This is a genomic window from uncultured Roseivirga sp. (assembly GCF_963973945.1).
In the GTDB taxonomy this organism is placed as follows: domain Bacteria; phylum Bacteroidota; class Bacteroidia; order Cytophagales; family Cyclobacteriaceae; genus Roseivirga.
Genome location: NZ_CAXBBV010000009.1, coordinates 152,242 through 171,702 on the forward strand (window position 1 = coordinate 152,242; position 19,461 = coordinate 171,702).

Consider the following 19,461-nt stretch of genomic DNA (forward strand, 5'->3'; position numbering starts at 1 on the left):
AGTTTATTTAATTGCCCTTTTTCTCTAATGAGATTTTACCTGATAGCGGTTGTTGTTTAAGGTCAGAATTAAGTACTTGATCTAGTTTGTCTAAGTGCATTTTTAATTCAGCAGAAAGTTCTTCAAATACTACGTAAGAAGCATCAGTTGGCCTTGCTTGTCCACTTTCAACGCTTCGCCTTAAAGAAGCTAAACGGTTATTGAGCTTAATGGGGAAGTTGAGTGGATCTTGACCACTTTGGTTTTTCACTTGGTACAAATCCTCTTCAATCACCTTCATTTTAGCTAACATATCATTGATAGCACCATTAAGACTTGCATCGCCAGAATTCATTAACTCTTGCGCTTGCTTACGAATACTTCTGATTTGAATTACTGCTTCATTGGCAGCAGAAGTTTTATCTCTAATCTTCACGGCCAAATCAAATTGCTTTTGAATATCGTCTTTGGTAATGCCTTCTAAATTCGGATCTATTTCTACTGTGAACGTGCTAGTTTGAGACACACCATCTACAGTAAGTTTAACTTGGTAGTCGCCCAATGGTGCCAGAGGCCCGCTTTGAGGTCTTCCACTCCAAATAATCATACCTTCAAAAGTTGTAGCTCCAGGATAGCGTAGATTCCAATTGAAGTCATTCAACCCCTTACCAGTGGCTACACGCGATCTTCTTCCTTCTGATTTTGTACCTGTATACGATTCAATCAAACTACCATTAGCATCCATGATCTCTATGGTTACATTATCAGCTTCTTTTGGTAAGTAGTATTGAATATTAGCACTATAAATACCTCTGATTGGGTTGGCTGGTTTAAATAGTTTTACTTGATTCATGTCCATTGAAGCCGCATCTCGCAATGGGGCTACATCATGCATAATCCAGAAACCACGGCCATGAGAACCAAGTACTATATCATTGTTCTTCAATACCAAGTCGCGGATAGGAGTGTCAGGCAAATTCATTTGTAATGACTGCCACATAGCACCATCATTAAACGATACATAAACGCCATGTTCCGTAGCCAAATAAAGCAAGCCCGGTACTTTCAAATCTTCACGAATAGAACGCGCAAAATGACCTGGCTTAATGCCAGTAATGATTTTCGTCCATGTTTTACCATAGTCCGTAGTTTTGAACACATAAGGTTCTCTATCGTCTACCTGATAACGATTGGCTGCTAAATACAAAGTGCCTGGGTTAAATTTACTTTCTTCGATAATGCTAATTCTTGAAAACTTAGGAAGGTCTTTAGGAGTGATGTCGTCCCATTTCTTTCCCCCATTTCTTGTAATATGAACTTTACCATCGTCTGAGCCAGCCCATATGGTGTTTACATCGTAGTTAGAAGGGGCTAAGGCAAAAACAGTTGCGTAAATTTCAGGCCCATTCATGTCCATGGTAATCACCCCACCGGTTACACCCAAAGTTTCAGGGTCGGCATAGGTAAGATCAGGACTGATCTTTTCCCAAGTTTGTCCGTCATTGGTGGTTTTCCAAACATGTTGCGAGGTGGTGTACATCACAGTAGGGTCTTTAGGAGAGAACATAATAGGGAAAGTCCATTGCCATCTTTCGGGCAAAGCGCTTGAAGGTTCGCCAGAGAAGAATCTCGGGTATACCTGAATATCTCTGTATTGACCTGTTCTGCGGTTATAACGCGTCAATAATGCACCTTGACTACCTGCATAAAATACATCAGGGTCAACGGGGCTTTGGGTAATCCAACCACTTTCACCGCCACCTACAGAATATGAAGGGCCTCTGCCTTGGCTAGGCATGGCAAGCGTACTGTTATCTTGCTGTGCTCCAGCCACATGATAAGGCACATCACTGGTAGTCATAACATGGTAAAACTGCGAAGTAGGGAAGTCTAGGTCTGTCCAAGACTGACCGCCATTCACGCTTACCGTACCACCACCATCATTTGAACTGATCATGCGCATGGGATCATTTGGGTCAATCCATAAGTCGTGGTTGTCGCCATGTGGCGGACGAAGGGTTACATCGAAGGTTTCTCCTCCATCTGTAGATTTGTAAAAGCCAACATTTAAACCGTAAACCACATCTCGATCGAACGGATCGGCATAAATGCGAGAATAGTAAAATGCGCGCTGACGTAGTTTACGTTCTGAATTGACACGTTCCCATGTCCAGCCTGCATCATCGGAACGGAAAACACCGCCTTCGTTGGCTTCAACAATTGCCCAAACGCGGTTAGGGTCGGCAGGGGAGACTGTTACTCCAATTTTGCCAATCGGGCCTTCGGGCATTCCTGGATTTTTGGTCAATTCTATCCAAGTATCACCGCCATCCAACGATTTAAAAAGCTTACTATCTGGGCCACCGCCCCACATTTTCCATGCTTTACGGTATACCTGCCAAGTAGAGGCATAAAGTACATTCGGGTTAGTGCGGTCAATGATCAAATCAGCAGCGCCAGCTTTATCACTTACATACAATACTTTTTCCCAAGTATTTCCACCGTCTTTCGATCGGAAAACCCCACGCTCTTCATTGTCGCCATAAGGGTGACCTAAAGCAGCTACATAAACGATATTAGGGTTTGTAGGGTGGACTCTGATTCTTGAAATGGCTTGAGTTTCTTTTAGGCCTAAGTGCCTCCAAGTTTTTCCACCATCTGTGGTTTTGTAAACACCATCGCCTTGGGTAATGCTACCGCGAAGCTGTGTTTCACCACCACCAATATAGACAATGTCGGGGTTGGTTTCAGCTACGGCTACTGCACCAATGCTGGAAGAAGAGATTTGTCCATCGGTTACAGGAAACCATTCATTTCCCCCATCAACAGTTTTCCATAATCCACCACCTGTAGCTCCAAAATAGTATTCGTTTGGTCTGCCAGGACTACCGGAGCTTCCTAATGAGCGCCCACCACGGTCGGGGCCAATGTTTCGCCATGAGTAGTTCTTGTAAAAAGAAGGATCTACGGGTAAGGTTTGTTTTTGAGCTTGTGCCAGCGCTGCTTTGTCGGGTAAAAGCACTGCACCAACACACAGTATGAGTGTAAATAATGATCGATTGATTTTCATTGTGTTTGTAATAAGGTTGAAATGGAAATTACAAAAACTTAAAGGCATATCATTCACCAATTTACTTCAATGGCATTTGATAGTTAACCTAAACTAAAGAAGTCAATGACAGGCCTTTATAGCTGTATAGGATATAGCTGTTTCATTTAAATAACAAAAAACCAACTATAAACTTATGGCAACCGATTAGAGCATTATCGTCACATAAGCCTTTATTTTTTAGGAAATAGTGGGTCACACTCTTTTCAGATTGACCACTTTTACTTTTGCGAAGAGGGCTGAAAACTATGTTAAATCATCACACCTTAGATTAAATATTCATGTTCAATTATATCAAAAAGAATTACGGATGGTTAATTGTAACACTCATTGCAGTTGGCCAATTAGGGATCATCATTTACCACATCGATTTAAGTAATGGCTTTTCCTTTAAACCAGATGCAGAAAGGCCAAACATGACGGGGTTGGAGTTTATGGTTCATTTTACAAGCGAAATTGGCATTCGTTGGATGGTAGCCGTACTGACTGCAACACCTGTTTACATCCTTCTTGACCTTAATAATGTATTGGTGAGGCAGTCTATGGGAATTGCCACTGCCGTATTTAGCTTTCTACACTTTATCTTCTTTATTTGGGATGAAGGCTTTGCTCAGACTTTTTCAGAATTCAATTACATAGCAGGGTTCATTGCTACCATTATTCTTATCCCGTTGTTCTTTACCTCAAATAGAAAATCAATGAGAAAGCTTAAGAATAGGTGGAAAAAAATTCAGCAGTATGCCTATGTGGCCATTGTACTGAGCATTGTGCACATCGCGTTTTTAGATGACATCTGGATTGCTTACGCCCTAGTTATCGGCTTAGGCTTTATTATTCGGATGAATCCTATCAAAGAAAAGATTATAGCTAAGCGATTAGAGGTTTTGAAAAGATAGTAATTACTAGATCAGTTAATTAAAGGGGTATAGAAGTCGTGTCGGTTATTTTAAGTTACTAGACAGGCTGCTGATTTGGTATGTACTGAAAGGATTATTTACCTTCGTACAGACATGAGTTTTCAGATCAGAATTCATGTTGATATCCATATCAAGATTATAAATAACAATGATAACAGAGATTTTAGAAGCCTATAAGCTTCAATTGCTTTATGCGGCTCTCGTAATAATTAGTGTAGTACTGCTGCGCTATATCACCAACCTCTTGCACAAATGGTTTATTAAAAGAGAAGAGAAGAGGTTCCCCGGTGAAATTAGCAGACCGATATACCTGATTAAAAAGATTCTCAATGGGCTTTGGTTAGTTTTAGGCGTCCTTTTGTTGGTATTTATTTTTTCTGGCGATATGGATTACAAATCACTGATCAGTGATTTTAAATTTATCTTTTACCTCGGGTTCTTGCTTGTTTGTACTATTGTTTGTGCTACATCAGTCAATTTGTGGTTTAAGCAAAGCATTGCCAAAAAAATAAGCAGTCATGAAGACCCTACAAGTCTAAAGTTTTTAGGTTATGTAGCAGTATATGGTATTTACTTTTTAGGCTTGTTTTTTGGTCTTCTTGCCATTCCTTCTTTTCAAAATGTAGCACAAACTGCTTTAGGTGGGGCAGGGGTCATTGCCATTATCGCAGGTATTGCTTCACAGGAAGCCTTGTCCAACCTAGTTGGGGGTGTTTTCATTATCTCATTTAAGCCTTTTAAAATTGGCGATATCATAAAGGTCACAGATACCATGGTTGGGACAGTGACGGATATTACTCTACGACATACTGTGATCAGAAATTTTGAAAATAAGATGATTGTTATTCCTAACAGCATCATTAACAAGGAGCGATTGATCAATTATGATTTAGGAGAAAAGAAGTGCTGTGAACATATAGAAATCGGAATTTCTTATGACAGTGATGTTAAGCTGGCTAAAAAAATCATGCAAGAAGAATGTGAAAATCACCCATTGATTTTTGATAATAGGACTGAGCTGGACCTAGCCAACGATTTACCTAAAGTTAAAGTAGCCTTGACCACTATGAATGACTCTTCAGTAACCATAAGGGCTTGGGCTTGGGCAGCTAATTTCACAAATGCTTTTCAGCTCAGAATAGATGTGTTAGAAAGTATTAAAGCACGATTCGATAATGAAGGCATCGAAATTCCATTCCCTTACCGAACCATTGTGATGAAAAAGGAGAGGGAAGAGGTCTCAAAATGAAAAGCAATTGAACAGTCGTGATGTAAGCTCTGAAGTTTCGAGGTTTTCAGCAACACTGGAAAGAAAACTAAGAATAACTGGCCATCTGTGTTTAGGGAAAACTCCGAAGATTCGGAGCCTACGGGGATGACTTCATATCATGCTTTAGCTATTAAGCCTTATCAATGGCACAAACTTCAAACCTAAGTCATGCTGTAAGCATTTTTATCAGCAACACAAGAAAACAATCCAACCTAGTTCAGCATCATTACTCCGCGTTACTTCGTGCCCATTGCGGTTACATTGTTACTTGACACTCACATCAAAAAACAAACGCTCCAAAAAAGTACAGTTCTAAATCATAAGGATAAGCTGTATATTGATCGACATCACCATTTTTAATTTTGAGAGAAACCCTCGGCTTACTCAACCCATAACATAAACGCCATGCAAAAACTTACTAGTACTTCCTTTTTTGCCATCATTATTGGCCTTCTATTTATCAATCAAGCAGCTATTGGTCAAGAAAAGAAGCCATTAACACTGGACGATTACGGCCAATGGAACAGTATTAGAAATACTTCCATTTCACCCAACGGGCTATGGATGACTTATTCGTACAACCCTAATGATGGTGATTCAAAACTCCATATTCGTAAAATTGATGGAGACACGGTTCGTACTGCCATCAATGGCAAACAAGTAGATTTTTCTATGGATAATCAATGGCTAGCCTACTTGGTAGACCCAGCTGAAAAGGAGGCTGAAAAGTTGAAGAAACAAGGTAAGCCGACTTCTAGCAATTTAGAATTATTCAACCTGGCCTCTAACAAGGTATCTAATGTTGAAAATGCTAGCTCATTCAGTTTCTCTGAGGCTTCCAATTACATCGCCATTCAGAAAAACCCAAGCGACAGAAAAGCGGAGCATAAGGGAAGTGACCTTATTCTAAAAAGTTTGAAGGATGATAAAACGCTGAATATCGGAAACGTATCCAGTTATGCCTTCAATAAAAAAGGAACACTCTTCGCTTATTTAGTAGATGCTGATGGTGATAACGGCAATGGGCTATACATAATCGATTTGAGCAATAACCGCTCATGGCCACTTCATACAGGGGCGTTTTCTTACAGTCAAATGACATGGAATGAAGAAGGAAATCAATTAGCAGTATTGTTTGGAACAACAAAAGAAGGAAATGTAGAACGCGATAACACACTTTATTGGGCGTCAAATTTAACCTCTGGAATGTCGAATTTTAATACTCAAAACACTTACTCAGTTTCAGATGATTCAAGTTTCCCTGAAGACATGGTGATCAGCGAATACAGCAGGCTGACATGGAATGAGAAAAACACTCAGCTCTACTTTGGGGTGAGAGCTCAGGAAAAAGAATTAAAAAAGGATGATGAATTGAAAGCCAATGTAGATGTATGGCATTGGAAAGATGAGCGCGTACAGTCTGTGCAAATGGTACAGGCAGGTAGAGATCGCAGGTCTACCTACACGGCTGTTTTGAACTTGGGAAACAAGAAGTTCATCCAGATGGAAAATGAAGACATGCCTAACGTAAGTTACAGCGATAAAAGTCAATGGGCTATGGGGCAAAATAATACGAAGTACCGTAATGATGTAACCATTCCTGGCAACTACGCAGATATTTATAGTGTAAATACACAGACAGGAGAGAAGAAGCTGATTACGGAAAGAGTGTATTGGAAGCTAGGTTTGTCGCCTAACGGTGAATGGACACTTTTTTCGAGAGATGGAGAGGTTTTTGGCTACAACTTTGGAACAGGGAAAACTACGAATATGACAGAAAAAGCAGGTGTGAATTTTCAAAACGAAGATTATGATACACCTGTAGAAAAGCCAACTTATGGAGTAGCGGGCTGGTCGAAGGATGGTAAATGGCTGCTGTTAAATAATAAATATGACGTTTGGGCCATTTCATTAACCTCAAACGAAGCCAAGAACATAACCCAAGGTATGGGTGATGAAGAAGAAATTCGCTTCAGACTTACCCAATTAGACCCTGAGGAAGAGGATTATGATTTGAAACAACCGTTGCTACTATCTGCCTATGGCGAATGGACTAAAAAGTCAGGTTACTATTCCGTAGAAATGGGCAAAAAGCCCAAAGCACTGCGCTATGAGGACAGCATGATAGGAAGGCCAACTAAAGCAAAAGATGCCAATAAGCTCATTTTTACAGAACAGACCTTTGTGGATTTCCCTGATTATTATGTAGCTGACTTGACATTCAAAAACCCTAAGAAAATCACGGATGCTAACCCACAACAGGCCAATTACAAATGGGGAAAAAGGGTTTTGGTAGACTATACAGACCAAAGAGGAAATAAGCTACAAGCCACTTTGGCCTTGCCTGCCGACTATGAGGCTGGGAAGAAATATCCAATGGTAATGTATTTCTATGAGAAAATGTCACAAAGGCATCATCAGTATTCAATGCCTACTTATGACGACAGACCTCACATGTCTACCTACGCCAGCAACGGATATTTGGTGTTAATGCCCGACATCGTTTTTGATGAAGGCAAGCCAGGCTCTTCTGCTTTAGATGATGTTACCAGTGCAGCCAAAGAAGTAATTAAACTGGGATATGCTGATCCTGAACGTATTGGTTTGCAGGGACATAGCTGGGGAGGATATGAGTCTTCCTTTATAGTTACCCAAACCGATATGTTTGCAGCAGTAGTTACTGGTGCACCACTGACCAATTTGATTAGTATGTACAATATTGCCTATAAACAATCGGGTAGTTTGAATGGGCCAATCATTGAATGGTCTCAGGGTAGAATGGGCGTTAGTCCTTGGGAGAATATGGAATTGTATCAATATCAATCTCCATTGTTTCATGCTCAAAACATTAAAACTCCATTCTTGCTTTTGCATGGCACAGCAGACGGTGCTGTGGACTGGAACCAAGGTTTGGAATTTTATTCTGCTGCGCGCAGACTGGGCAAAGAAGTGATTATGTTGTCTTATCCAGATGAACCCCATCATTTAGGAAAAGAAGACAATCAAAAGGATTTCCAAATTCGCATGAAGCAGTACTTCGACCATTATCTTAAAGGTGCTCCAGCTCCTTTATGGATGACCCAAGGTATTCCTAACGCAGATAAAAAGAGGGTAGGGCCTGAAGTGATGGAAGGGAATAAATAAGCCAAGCGTAATTTCTGAGGTTGAAGTTTGAAAGCGAACATGAGCCTGTACGAAAAGACAGATAATGAAACAGGCTACTTGAAACAATTCAAGTAGCCTGTTTTAAGTCATCAAAGCATTTTAAAACCATTTTGCCTTTATTTCTTTGTATCTGGTTCTTCCAACAGGGATAAATGCTCCGTTTTTTAATTCGGCCATGTATTTACTTCCAGAGTTAACAATAATTCCTTTTACTTCAGAAATCTTTACTAAGTACGATTTGTGAATACGCTCAAAAGTAGGGGACAGCAGCTGTTCCAACCTTTCCAGTGATTTATCGTGCAATTCCTTTTTCCCACCAGACAAGAAGAGTTCTGTATAGGTACCTGCGCCCTTGATATATAATACCTCATTAACAGGAATAAGCTGAATTCGTTGCCTTTGCTTGACAGCCAAATACTTCACCTGAGTTTCGAGCTTTTCCTTACGTATTCTGCGATTGAAAGCTTTCTCTAAACGGTCTCGATCAAAGGGTTTAGGTACAAAATCTAACACTCCATATTCAAAAGCAGTAATTGCCTGATCTTTATATGCTGAGATTACGATAGTATGAAAGGATTCGGAAACCGCTGTGGTCAACAAGTCAAAACCGTCCTCACCATTTAGATTCAAATCCAGTAGAAGAAGGTCTAGGGGATTGTTCTCAATAAATGTCAATGCTTCTTGAAGTGTGTTGATATGAGTCAGTGACTGCAAGGTGTTGCCGAGAATATCGCGGGTCATTCGCTCGACTCTCTTGGCTATTCTCGATTCATCTTCAACTATCAAAACCCTCATTCCTTAACCGTATATTTTAATAACATTTTTCCAACCATGATCTGCGGGCTCGGAGATGATATCCCATTTTGCCTGATAGCTTTCAGTTAGTCTCGCTTTAATATATTTCAACCCTGTACCATCTTCCTTGCTGGTTGTCTGGTTCGCTACTTTGGCGTATGTTAAAAAGGTATAGCTCCTATATTCCTTATTTGAATTAAAAATGAGCTTGAACCTTATGCTGTTTCCATGCTGTGGCAAACTGTGAGTGATTCCATTTTCTAAAAGGGTATGTAGTATAGCTGGTGGCACCATTTCATCCGTATCAATACCTTCCTCTTTCCATATATAATCAATTTCCTTTCGATACCTCATCACCTCCAAGTGGGTACGACAAAGTTCGATTTCTTGGTCAATCGGAATGAGCGTTTGATCTTCCATCTGATTAACCAAGTTAAACTCTTTCGCTAGCGCCTCAATGAACTGCACACCTACCTTAGGAGCTTCCTCAATCCAATCGATTAATGAAGTGAGTGTATTCATTAAAAAATGCGGTTGAATGTTCTTTTTGATGAGTTCGAGCTTCAGCCTTGTAGACTGAACCAACGAGTTTTCATAAGCCAATCGCTGTTCTTTAATTCTAAGTGAAAGTAAGTACAGCATGTTAAGAATAATGAGACTAAAGCCAGTGAAAAGACTAACATTGAAAGAGGCTGCATAGCGAAGAAAAATGCAGAATAGTAAGGTAAGCATTACTAAAACAGCACCTTTCGCTTTCTTGTAAATACCAAATACCGCTATGGCAAAAGAAAATATTAATAAGGTGATGATCATCTTTACGATTGAAAAATCGAAAGTGTGATGATCCACTAAAAACATTGACAACAGAATTAATGTGTAAATACCCAAGATTAATTTCCGTTTAGGAAAAGGAAATTGCAAAGAGAAAAAGAGCGGTATCAAAAATGAAATACCAAACATTAGGCTTGTGGTAACTTCCAAGCGTATTACATGTAGGCTGTAGTGGATAGGAAGAGTATTTCTGACAAAATGGGTCATGGTTAGACAAAAAAACAGAAAGCAACTTATGCTCAAAATAAGCGTGAGATGCTCTTTTTTATTACCCAAGAATAGAAATAGACAATAGATAGAAGCGATCAAAAATGCCCCTGCAAAAACATGCATATATGCGTTTTGAATCAGTCTATCGGTGACCAGATCTTTATAATTATCTACCTTAATCCAGTAATCTCCTACATGGTCCGGATAATAGTAATTACTAAGCCGTAGAGCAATTACATGTTCACCTACATTGGCCAAATGAGGTGGTATGTTAAAGGTCACCCACAATTCTCCTTCAGGCGGTAAGTCTGCTTCTTGACCTGGGTTTCCATTTTTACCAATCAATACACCGTCCCAAAACACTTCGTACTCTCCATAAGCTTCTAACCAAAGGCCATAGGGGTGTAAAACTTCTGACTCCTCTAAAATGTCAATCTTAGTTCTGGACCAGAATACCCGACCATCAGGGACTAACTTCAGTCTTACATGCCAATCTTGATCATTGAATTCTTTATCAGCCCATTCACGTTGGTCGCCTATTTTGTATACGGTGTTGTGTTCGCTGAAAATAGCAGGATCCTGAGAGCAGGAAGATGCCAAGAGCACCACGCATATTAAAAGATAACAATGTGAGAATTTCAGGGTCATTTTGAGGTGACTTTAGTATGTAAAGTAACTCGATAAATCTGTCTTTTCTAAGAGGTTTAGAGCAGTTCATTTAAACCCAGAGCAGTTGACAAATTAAACAATCACTATTTACAACCTATGCGAGAAGTTTGAAGTAAAGTCTTCAAAACCAATACGTATTATGAAAATTTCGATAACTGAGTGCCAGAAAGATATGAACAAAAATACTAGGAGAGTTACACTCGTGATGATGCTACTTGTAGCGAATTTGATGATGTTAAGCCCCGTCTTTGCTCAAGAAAAGACAAAGAAAAGCCCTGATTCTCCTCATTTAACAGAGCACAGTGAACCAGCAGTTACCTTAGGCAAAATGTCTTCCCTTCAATCAAAAGTGTTAAACAAAACTATTCCACTATCAATCCATTTACCTGCTAACTACCATAATTCCAAGAAAACCTATCCCGTGCTGTATATGTTGGGCTCAGAATACCGAGCTCGGTTCGCCATGTTAGCTTCTACATTAGACTACATGGGCGAGGGGCAAATTCCTGAGATGATACTTATTGGAATAGATTTACCTGAAGGAAATAGTATTTTGTTGCCAACGAGGGAAAATCAAAACACAACAGTTCCAGATAATTATATTAGCTTCTTGGAGATAGAGCTGATACCGAACATTGATGCTAACTATCGGACTGCTCCGTTTAAAGTCCTTTTTGGCGGTTCTAACAGTGGGCTTTTCTGTGTTTACACGCTGCTCAATAACCCTCTTCTGTTTAATGGCTACTTCGCAAGCAGTCCGTCCCTTCGTAACATACCAACAGAGCTTCAACAAAAAATAAAATCAGGTCCCTTAAAAACACTTTCGGAAAACAGATTTCTACACATCATTTACAGCGATGATGAAGGATTAACAAATCACGTTTCTGAATTCAGCCGGGTTTTAGCGGAACATAAACCAGAGAGTTTTACCTATAAAGTGGATGAATTGGTGAACCAGGGTCATGTACCAGCGATGGATTTTATACAGTTTCTTCTTACGTTATATCCTGACTTCAATCCCTTCAATCCCCGTGAAAATCTGGTATCGTTGGATACTGTGACACAGCATTTCGATAGGTTATCCAAACGGTATGGGTATGAAATCAAGACACCTATATCGGTCATATTTAACCTTGGTTTTCATACAATACTAAGTAAGAATTTAATAGCCGCAGAAGAAATCTTTCAATACTCCTTAGAAGTGTATCCTGAAGGGAAGGAATCTTATCTCGGAATGGGGCTTGTACGCAGGTCTCAAGGTCAGCTTGAAAGTGCTAAGACCATGTTCGAAAAAGCACTGACAATTGATCCAGATTTTTCACTTGCTAAAAGGTGGCTACAAAGACTCGAGAAATGAAGCCTGGCTTTCATCTATTTTTTGATAGACGAAGAAAAACTTTAAACAATGAAACTCCTATAGATATCAACTGCGGAGATTGGGGAGATACTCAAATTATTGAAGATTTAAGAACACAAAAACAAAGCAAATGAAGAAAGCATCCTTATTAGTATTAATAATTACAATATCCTTGAATACTCTCTTTGCCCAAGAAAACAAAGATATTGATTTCAACTTTCCAGACCTAGAAGGCCCATACATGGGTCAGAAGCCTCCGGGCATGGTGGCAGAACCTTTTGCTCTAGGCATCATCTCTACCGAAGGTTGGGAAGTAGAGGGTGTGTTCGCTCCGGGTATGAAAGAGTTTTACTTCACAACCTCACGCGGTGAGCACTTTAGCCCTACCGTAATTGGTTTTCGTCAAGAAGGTAATGTGTGGAAGAAATACACAGAATTTAGGCGCAGAGGTGAAATGGCCTTCTCGCCAGATGGCTCACGCATGCATATGGCAAAAGGCTATAAAGACCGTATTGATGATGGCTGGTCTGAACGGAAAAGCATTGGCTCCTCTTTCGAAGAATTTCAAATTATGCGTCTCACAGCATCTTCAAAAGCAACATATGTCTTTGATGAGTTAGGCATGCCAAATGGAGATGGAGTTATTCGCTACTCACGATTAATTGATGGAGAGCGTGAAACGCCCAGACCATTTGGCAAAGAGATAAATACTGGAAGGATGAATGCTCACCCATTTATTGCCCCCGATGAATCTTACATTATGTGGGATGGTAGGAGAGAAGAGGGCTACGGAGGGTCTGATATATACATCAGTTTCCGAAAGGAAGATGGTTCATGGGGAGATGCGATCAACATGGGCGACAAAGTGAATACCGCTCACTGGGATGCCTATGCCAGTGTTACTCCCGATGGCAAATACCTGATGTTCAATAGAAGCCTAGATGAAGATGGCAACAACATAGATATATACTGGATAGACGCCCAGATTATTGAGACACTTAGACCCAAACAACAATCATCCAACAAACAAAAATGAAAAAGACACATTTAACGCTGATACTTGTAGGGGTACTACTTCTAAACGCCTGCAATACTCCAAAGCAAAGTCCCAAAAACAGTGATTCACCTCTTGACAGTAATCGAGATAAAGAGGCTTCGTATTTTGGAGAAGAACCACCAGGCTTAATTCCCAAGCTATTTGATCCTGCAATTGTTTCATCAGAGGGGCTTTTTGAAGAAGGTAGGTTTTCTCCAGATGGTAAGAGTTACTATTTCAATAGGAGTAATGGAAAATACAAAGAGCGTACATTTTTTGTCATTCAATATGAAAATGGGCGTTGGGGGAATGAATCTGAAACCGACATAAAATGGCCAAGATTCTCTAAGGGAGGAGACACATTATACCGAGGGAATAAATATAGAAATAGGATCAATGCTGGATGGTCAGAACTCAAAAGCCTGGGCGCCCCATTTACGGATAAACATATCATGGGCATATCTTTTTCAGACAATGGAACTTCTTACTTTGATGAATTGGCTCCACCAGATACAGTTGGAGCAATCAGTTATTCACGCTTTATAAACGGGAAATATGAACCTCGTCAAAAAATGGGCAAGGAGATTAACACAGGTACATGGATTGCTCACCCCCACATTGCACCAGATGAATCCTATTTGATATGGGATGTTAGAAGAGAAGATGGATATGGTGGTGCTGATCTCTACATTAGTTTTCGGGCGACCGATGGTTCTTGGACACCTTCAATTAACATGGGTGACAAAATAAATACAGCACTAAATGAAAGTGGCGCACATGTAACAGATGATGGGAAATATCTATTTTTTTCCAGAGGAGAGTGGAAGGAGAAAGAAGATGGAAGTACCTATTGGTTAGGAAAAAGTTATTGGATGGATGCCCAAATTATTGAGACGCTTAGGTCCAAACTACAATCATCAAACAATCAACAATGAAAAAGCCATACCTTCTTTTGATGCTTGCAGTACCATTCTGCCTTATTAAATTCCTGATAAGCATGTAAGTCTTGTCTTGGATTAGACAAATGGAGCATTCATATTTGTCTGTATAAATCAGGAAATAATATGTCAGCAGAGAAATTTTATCGTGTAGGTGAACTCAGTTCAGAACAACCTGCCAAAACTCAATACGAATCCACCAAATTTACCAAGGCCCGTCACCCCGAACCTTATCGTTTCGAAGTAAACCTGAGCGCTGAAGCGGGTAACATGCAAAGTAAAACAGGTGTTGTTTCCGTCAATATCCCGGGATTTAGTCCAGTGAAGCTCTATTGCGATGAGCAGCCACCAGTGGGAGAGGACACTGCTCCACCACCATTGGCCTTCTTTGCAGCGGGAATTGGGTTTTGCCTGATGACACATTTAACGGATATACTTACCGCTAGAAAGATTCAGGTCGATAGCCTGAAGCTGGAACAGCGGATTGTTTTTGCAACGAACCTCGGCCATATGCGTGAGCATGGCTATATGACTGATGGCCGATGTGATATGGTGGAAACACATGTGATCATTGAAAGTCCGGAACCTGAGGAAAACATAAAGGATTTACTCAACGAAGCCGAGAATGGTTGTATGGCACATTACGCCTTAAGAAACCCGATACCTTGGTCCACAAGATTGGTGTATAATGGTAAGGAAGCGATTAATCGTTCATCAGAGGACTGAGCATCGCTCAGTTCCTTGACGAAATAATTACTCGTATAAGCTAGAAGGTAGTTTGAAATACTAGGGTAAAAGATGATCTGAGATCTATTTGGGTTATACTACTTCTGATATTCTATTTTAAGAATTTTCCATACAAAATCACCCATTTTGGTTTTAACGATTACTTCATCTCCAACAGTTTTATCGAGAAGCGCTTTAGCCATTGGGGAGTCCATAGAGATATAATTTTTGTTACCTATTAGTTCTTCGTAACCAACAATACGAAAACGATTTTGAAGACCTTTCTTTTCATTTCTAATTTCTACCCAAGCACCAAAACTCACTTTTCCTTCTTGGTTGGGGCGGTACTCAATAATTTTAAAGTCATCAATACATTTACGCAAATAACGAAGACGATTATCAATTTCTCGAAGACGTTTTTTATTGTAATGGTAATCGGCATTTTCTGAACGATCTCCCAAACTTGCGGCCCATGTAACTTTAGCGGTAACGTCTGGACGTTCAACTCGCCATAAGTGATCATGTTCTTCCCTTAATTTCTGTAGGCCTTCGGAAGTAATCATTTGCGAGCGATTGAGTTTTGGTAGCGTTGATTCTGGGATTTTTCGCCTCATGATAAATGATCTTGTTTTGAAAATTTTCGCAAGATAATATAATGATGGATAGTTTGCTCGTGCAGGAATGTTCATTACATGTTATGTCAGGTTCACAGTTTTATGTTAGATAGCTTGGGGTTGTGGACATCATTAATAGTTTGAGTCAAGGTCTTTTTCCTCCTTAGTATCTTCTCTCAATTCCTTGGCAGTAAGGCAGCACTCTTTTGGAATTTTGGTAGGAGGGATGGTTGAGGGAATGACAATGTATACGAAACAAGTTCAAATTTTTGTTTCTATCATAGATTTTCTGAATTCCGAAGGAGTTTTTCCTGTACTATTTTTAAAAGCTGTGTTGAATACTGATTTTGAGTTGAACCCAACCGACAGCATAATTTGCTCTATGTTAAGACCTTGAGATGACGGATCTGTTAGCAAAATTTTACACTCTTCTATTCGATAATCTGCTATAAATTGATTGAAATTTTTGTTAAGGATCCTATTTAAATAAAGAGTAAGGTCATTGACAGGAACATTTATTTGTTTGGCCATCTTTAGGACTGTCAAATCAGAGTTGCGGTAAATTTTTTCTTCTTGTAGTGCTTTTTTTAAGTTCACTTTTATAAAGTCCTTCAAACTCTCTGGCATACTATTTTCTTGTTGTTCAAATTTTAGTACTCTTGGATTAGTGATGACCTGGATTAGACAAAAAACCAACCCAAGCGTCAGTACAAACTCAGCCATTATAAATATCACCCAGGAGGTGGGCTCAGCAATAATATTAAGCTGTTGATGTAAAACTACTTCCGCCAACCACATCAAATTCCATGTAAGAATAGCGTAGGCTAATACCCTAAGGTTTCGCTCATTTATGTACCCAAAGAGTAAGTATATAATCGTACCAATCCAAAGTAGTCTTACAACATCAAATACAAGTAGAAGGTCAGATTGAAAATAAAACTGCAATGACCAACTAATGGGAAAAAGCACAGCGGCAGGAATAAAATAGGGGAGCCCCTGCTTTAATTTCAGTTTTCTGCCAGCAGTAGACCAAATGAATAAGATCAAGCTTATGGCCATTCCAAGTTCTAATGATCCCATGGATATCCTGAATATACTTAGAACCGGTCTTGTGATGATTGTAGAAATCCATGAAGTGTAATTGAGTATTCCATACAAATCCGTGACTAATTTGATATAAAAAAAGATGGTTAGCCAGAGCGATTGAACAGTCGGGCGTACAAACTTGACTTTCAGATAAATAATGAAGAATACGGAAATAAAAAGCTGCAAAATTTCCGTGAAGCTTTTGAGCCAGTAGAAGTCAACCATGTTATATGATTCGTTCTGAATTTAAATTCAGAACCTTTATACGTGTACTTTTTATCATTTTTGAAGAAGTATCAAATACTTGATGATTTAAAATTATGAAATTTAAACAGCATCTTATTGATCTCTTTAAGAGATACGCACTTGCATTTATATTAGGTAGCATTCTTGGACTTCTCTTGCTTACACTTGGGATTGCAGAAAATAGTTTTGACAAGGTCTGTGGCTACTTGCTTACTATGATTGGTTGTTTTCTTGTGTCAGAGTTCTTCTATTTCTCTGGTCAACCCCAACTAGTTGATTGGAAAATAAAGCACCCTGGCAACGAATTATTAGTGGTCATTGCTTCTCAGGTTATTGTAATAGGTGTACTCTGTTATTGGTTTCTCGTCATTGATCAACAAACGGCTAGTCAATGCGTCAAAATATTGATCATGTTGCTCAGGATTCTATTTGTATTCCCTGTATTTTTTCTGATCTATTTTTTAGCGATCAAGAAGTACACCTTAAAAGAACTTGGGATTCTACGTTTCAATTTTTGGTACGTGAGTCTCCCATTAATTGTATTGATTGGTGGAGTTGCCTATCTAATCTTTCCTGACGGACTTCAATTTCAAGATGTTCTTAAAACGAATGGTTATTTAGCCTTCATTACTCTAGGCTTTCTAACAGCTTCTATCCCAGAAGAGATTACTAGAGTGTTGCTACAAACACGTCTATATGGACTGCTGAAAAATAAAAGTTTTGCATGGTTTAGCGCTTCATTTGTATGGGCCCTTTTCCATATTCCCGTTTTCATGTTCAATGGTAGCAATTACTATGACGCATGTATATCTGCACTTGGAATTCTTCCATTAGGACTATTATGGGGGTACCTCAATGAACGTTATCGTTCGATCCTCCCATCAGTTATTATACATGGTACAAACCTGTGGGGGCTTCAAAATATTTTTTGATCACGCAACGTTGGCTTGTATGCGTTTTGGGGCATCAGGTTAACATTGTTAAATCTAAGCTGACAGATAATCGCCAAAGACTTTATCAGTAATATAACACAGTATAACAATGGCTCGAAATGATCTCGCTTATCGCGAGCCAAGAGCTTCAATGAGAAACGAGAGCGTTCGGTCCACGCCACTTCGTGGTTAATATAATATAGAATATTATAACAAGCGGTTGGTGGTGTAGGCCGTGTTTTGCTTTTACATAAGATCATTACCGTTATTAACCATGCCTAGCGGCCTAGTCGTAAAGTGCTAGTTTTGTTATATAATTTATATTATGTTAAATAAAATATTCAAAGAAGAAGGGAGATCTACAAGCCTCCCTTCTTACATTTTTACTCTCCTCCTTCTAGTGCTTCTATTCTAGCAAGGATGGCATCTCTTTTTGCATCCATTCCCAATTGGTCGTACACAGTGCTTAGCGGATTAAGAATGTATACATCATTTGGTTTAGACTTCTCAGCTTGTTCAAAGTGTGGCAGCGCTAATCTAAATTTAGCATAAGCCTCTTCACGTTTCTTATCGTAAGCCGCATTGTCTGTAATGTCATTGGCAGCTTTAAGAATTTCAACACCTTGATTGAAATATACACTACCCATTACGTAGGAAGCATCTGGATAATCTGGTTGCAGCTCCAGAGCCATTTTTGCAGACTCTAAAGCTGAAGGATAATCCTCCGCATTATATTGTAAGAAGGAAAGCGTATAATACAGAATAGCTGTTCTATCACCGTTATCTATATTCTTTTTTATTCCTTCAATAGCTTCGTCTAACTTATCATCTTGAATCAAAATATCAATCTCGAAGTCTCTATACACTTTTTCTTGAGGAAACCTTTCCTTGGCCATGAGTGTATACTTTAAAGCATTATCAAAGTCCTTATTACTCAAATACATGTCAATCAAACCATTGAAAGCATAAGGAGTGTTTTCATAATCTTCACCCGATGCTACAACCTTTTCATACAAGACAATTGCTTCATCAAACAAGTCTGCATTATAAGCACTATAACCTGCATAGAAATATAATACTATATCAGGCTTTATTTGAGCAGCTAAATTGAAATACTTGTAAGAGTTCTCAAAGTCATCTAATCCAAAATATTCATCTCCTTTTTCATTCAATAACCTCTGAAGGTAAATGAATCCTTCCCCACCAGCAATAAATTGTCCATTCTTGTCTAGTACTGGTGGAAAGTACAAATCTGCTTTGAGATCTTCATCACCTTTTTCAACAGCAGTCTTAAAATAGCCAAATGCCTCTTTTGCTAGATCGAGATTCTCCAAATCCGCCTTAAACTGATATAATGTGGCTTTTCCTAATATTACATATACCTCTGGGTCATCTTTAGTTTCTGCATTTTCTGAGGCCTCCTTGGCCAGCGTAAGTGCTTCTGCATATTCACCCTTCTTCAGTGCCTTATCGGCACTTTTCAGTACTTTCTTTTGTCCGTATACCCCCGCTACAAAAAACAATAGCAAGGCGGTAAAAAATAGCTTTTTCATGTTTTCTAGTCTCTTGTTTAATTTAAAA

The 19,461-nt window shown here is 39.3% G+C and carries 14 protein-coding genes; 8 read left to right on the plus strand and 6 right to left on the minus strand.

Translation table 11 applies throughout. From position 1 onward, the window contains the following. Positions 1-7 precede the first annotated feature (7 nt). Positions 8-3,049 (minus strand): glycosyl hydrolase, encoded by a 3,042-nt coding sequence (locus AAC026_RS14910; protein ID WP_339699585.1) that lies wholly within the window; start codon positions 3,047-3,049, stop codon positions 8-10. A 320-nt stretch (positions 3,050-3,369) separates the two neighbouring features. On the opposite strand from AAC026_RS14910, the gene AAC026_RS14915 reads away from it, so the two are divergent. From AAC026_RS14915 to AAC026_RS14925, 3 genes are all read left to right on the plus strand, one after another. Further along, positions 3,370-3,984 carry a ferric reductase-like transmembrane domain-containing protein gene (locus AAC026_RS14915; RefSeq protein ID WP_339699588.1) on the plus strand — a complete coding sequence of 205 codons (615 nt, stop codon included), beginning with the start codon at positions 3,370-3,372 and terminating at the stop codon, positions 3,982-3,984. 169 nt (positions 3,985-4,153) lie between these two features. Next, positions 4,154-5,254 carry a mechanosensitive ion channel family protein gene (locus tag AAC026_RS14920; RefSeq protein ID WP_339699591.1) on the plus strand — a complete coding sequence of 367 codons (1,101 nt, stop codon included), beginning with the start codon at positions 4,154-4,156 and terminating at the stop codon, positions 5,252-5,254. A gap of 426 nt (positions 5,255-5,680) precedes the next feature. Continuing rightward, on the plus strand, positions 5,681-8,419 hold the full coding sequence (locus AAC026_RS14925) for a prolyl oligopeptidase family serine peptidase (RefSeq protein WP_339699594.1): 2,739 nt from the start codon (positions 5,681-5,683) through the stop codon (positions 8,417-8,419). A 120-nt stretch (positions 8,420-8,539) separates the two neighbouring features. On the opposite strand, the gene AAC026_RS14930 is transcribed toward AAC026_RS14925, so the two are convergent. Together AAC026_RS14930 and AAC026_RS14935 are read right to left on the minus strand one after the other, a co-directional pair. Then, positions 8,540-9,235 (minus strand): LytTR family DNA-binding domain-containing protein, encoded by a 696-nt coding sequence (locus AAC026_RS14930; protein ID WP_339699597.1) that lies wholly within the window; start codon positions 9,233-9,235, stop codon positions 8,540-8,542. A gap of 3 nt (positions 9,236-9,238) precedes the next feature. Next, entirely contained in the window at positions 9,239-10,924 is a 1,686-nt protein-coding gene (locus AAC026_RS14935; RefSeq protein ID WP_339699600.1) for a histidine kinase, read from the minus strand. 160 nt (positions 10,925-11,084) lie between these two features. Between AAC026_RS14935 and AAC026_RS14940 the strand changes: the two genes are divergently transcribed. The 4 genes from AAC026_RS14940 (at position 11,085) to AAC026_RS14955 (ending at position 15,002) form a co-directional block, all read left to right on the plus strand. Continuing rightward, a complete protein-coding gene (locus AAC026_RS14940; RefSeq protein WP_339699604.1) occupies positions 11,085-12,302 on the plus strand; it encodes an alpha/beta hydrolase-fold protein in 1,218 nt (405 codons plus the stop codon). 130 nt (positions 12,303-12,432) lie between these two features. Then, entirely contained in the window at positions 12,433-13,338 is a 906-nt protein-coding gene (locus AAC026_RS14945) for a hypothetical protein (RefSeq protein WP_339699607.1), read from the plus strand. After that, positions 13,335-14,273, plus strand: a complete 939-nt coding sequence (locus tag AAC026_RS14950; protein WP_339699610.1) for a hypothetical protein — start codon at positions 13,335-13,337, stop codon at positions 14,271-14,273. The genes AAC026_RS14945 and AAC026_RS14950 overlap by 4 nt, the downstream gene beginning before the upstream one ends. A 129-nt stretch (positions 14,274-14,402) precedes the next feature. Then, the gene (locus tag AAC026_RS14955; protein ID WP_339607630.1) at positions 14,403-15,002 is read left to right on the plus strand and encodes an OsmC family protein; all 600 of its coding nucleotides are present in this window, start codon (positions 14,403-14,405) and stop codon (positions 15,000-15,002) included. A gap of 98 nt (positions 15,003-15,100) precedes the next feature. Here the strand turns inward: AAC026_RS14955 and greB are convergent, their stop codons facing one another. Beyond that, complete coding sequence (gene greB / locus AAC026_RS14960) at positions 15,101-15,616, minus strand: transcription elongation factor GreB (protein ID WP_339699613.1); 516 nt, start codon at positions 15,614-15,616, stop codon at positions 15,101-15,103. Between the two features lie 261 nt (positions 15,617-15,877). Further along, a complete protein-coding gene (locus tag AAC026_RS14965; protein ID WP_339699616.1) occupies positions 15,878-16,888 on the minus strand; it encodes a helix-turn-helix domain-containing protein in 1,011 nt (336 codons plus the stop codon). A 134-nt stretch (positions 16,889-17,022) separates the two neighbouring features. Here AAC026_RS14965 and AAC026_RS14970 point away from each other — a divergent pair, with 134 nt between their 5' ends. Continuing rightward, positions 17,023-17,880 carry a CPBP family intramembrane glutamic endopeptidase gene (locus AAC026_RS14970; RefSeq protein WP_339699618.1) on the plus strand — a complete coding sequence of 286 codons (858 nt, stop codon included), beginning with the start codon at positions 17,023-17,025 and terminating at the stop codon, positions 17,878-17,880. A gap of 383 nt (positions 17,881-18,263) precedes the next feature. Here the strand turns inward: AAC026_RS14970 and AAC026_RS14975 are convergent, their stop codons facing one another. Next, entirely contained in the window at positions 18,264-19,433 is a 1,170-nt protein-coding gene (locus AAC026_RS14975) for a tetratricopeptide repeat protein (protein WP_339699620.1), read from the minus strand. Positions 19,434-19,461 lie beyond the last annotated feature (28 nt).

What these genes read in the sequence shown, in the direction of transcription:
- AAC026_RS14910 (WP_339699585.1), bottom strand. Translation starts at nt 3,049, where the DNA reads ATGAAAATCAATCGATCATTATTTACACTCATACTGTGTGTTGGTGCA.
- AAC026_RS14915 (WP_339699588.1), top strand. Translation starts at nt 3,370, where the DNA reads ATGTTCAATTATATCAAAAAGAATTACGGATGGTTAATTGTAACACTC.
- AAC026_RS14920 (WP_339699591.1), top strand. Translation starts at nt 4,154, where the DNA reads ATGATAACAGAGATTTTAGAAGCCTATAAGCTTCAATTGCTTTATGCG.
- AAC026_RS14925 (WP_339699594.1), top strand. Translation starts at nt 5,681, where the DNA reads ATGCAAAAACTTACTAGTACTTCCTTTTTTGCCATCATTATTGGCCTT.
- AAC026_RS14930 (WP_339699597.1), bottom strand. Translation starts at nt 9,235, where the DNA reads ATGAGGGTTTTGATAGTTGAAGATGAATCGAGAATAGCCAAGAGAGTC.
- AAC026_RS14935 (WP_339699600.1), bottom strand. Translation starts at nt 10,924, where the DNA reads ATGACCCTGAAATTCTCACATTGTTATCTTTTAATATGCGTGGTGCTC.
- AAC026_RS14940 (WP_339699604.1), top strand. Translation starts at nt 11,085, where the DNA reads ATGAAAATTTCGATAACTGAGTGCCAGAAAGATATGAACAAAAATACT.
- AAC026_RS14945 (WP_339699607.1), top strand. Translation starts at nt 12,433, where the DNA reads ATGAAGAAAGCATCCTTATTAGTATTAATAATTACAATATCCTTGAAT.
- AAC026_RS14950 (WP_339699610.1), top strand. Translation starts at nt 13,335, where the DNA reads ATGAAAAAGACACATTTAACGCTGATACTTGTAGGGGTACTACTTCTA.
- AAC026_RS14955 (WP_339607630.1), top strand. Translation starts at nt 14,403, where the DNA reads ATGTCAGCAGAGAAATTTTATCGTGTAGGTGAACTCAGTTCAGAACAA.
- greB (WP_339699613.1), bottom strand. Translation starts at nt 15,616, where the DNA reads ATGAGGCGAAAAATCCCAGAATCAACGCTACCAAAACTCAATCGCTCG.
- AAC026_RS14970 (WP_339699618.1), top strand. Translation starts at nt 17,023, where the DNA reads ATGAAATTTAAACAGCATCTTATTGATCTCTTTAAGAGATACGCACTT.
- AAC026_RS14975 (WP_339699620.1), bottom strand. Translation starts at nt 19,433, where the DNA reads ATGAAAAAGCTATTTTTTACCGCCTTGCTATTGTTTTTTGTAGCGGGG.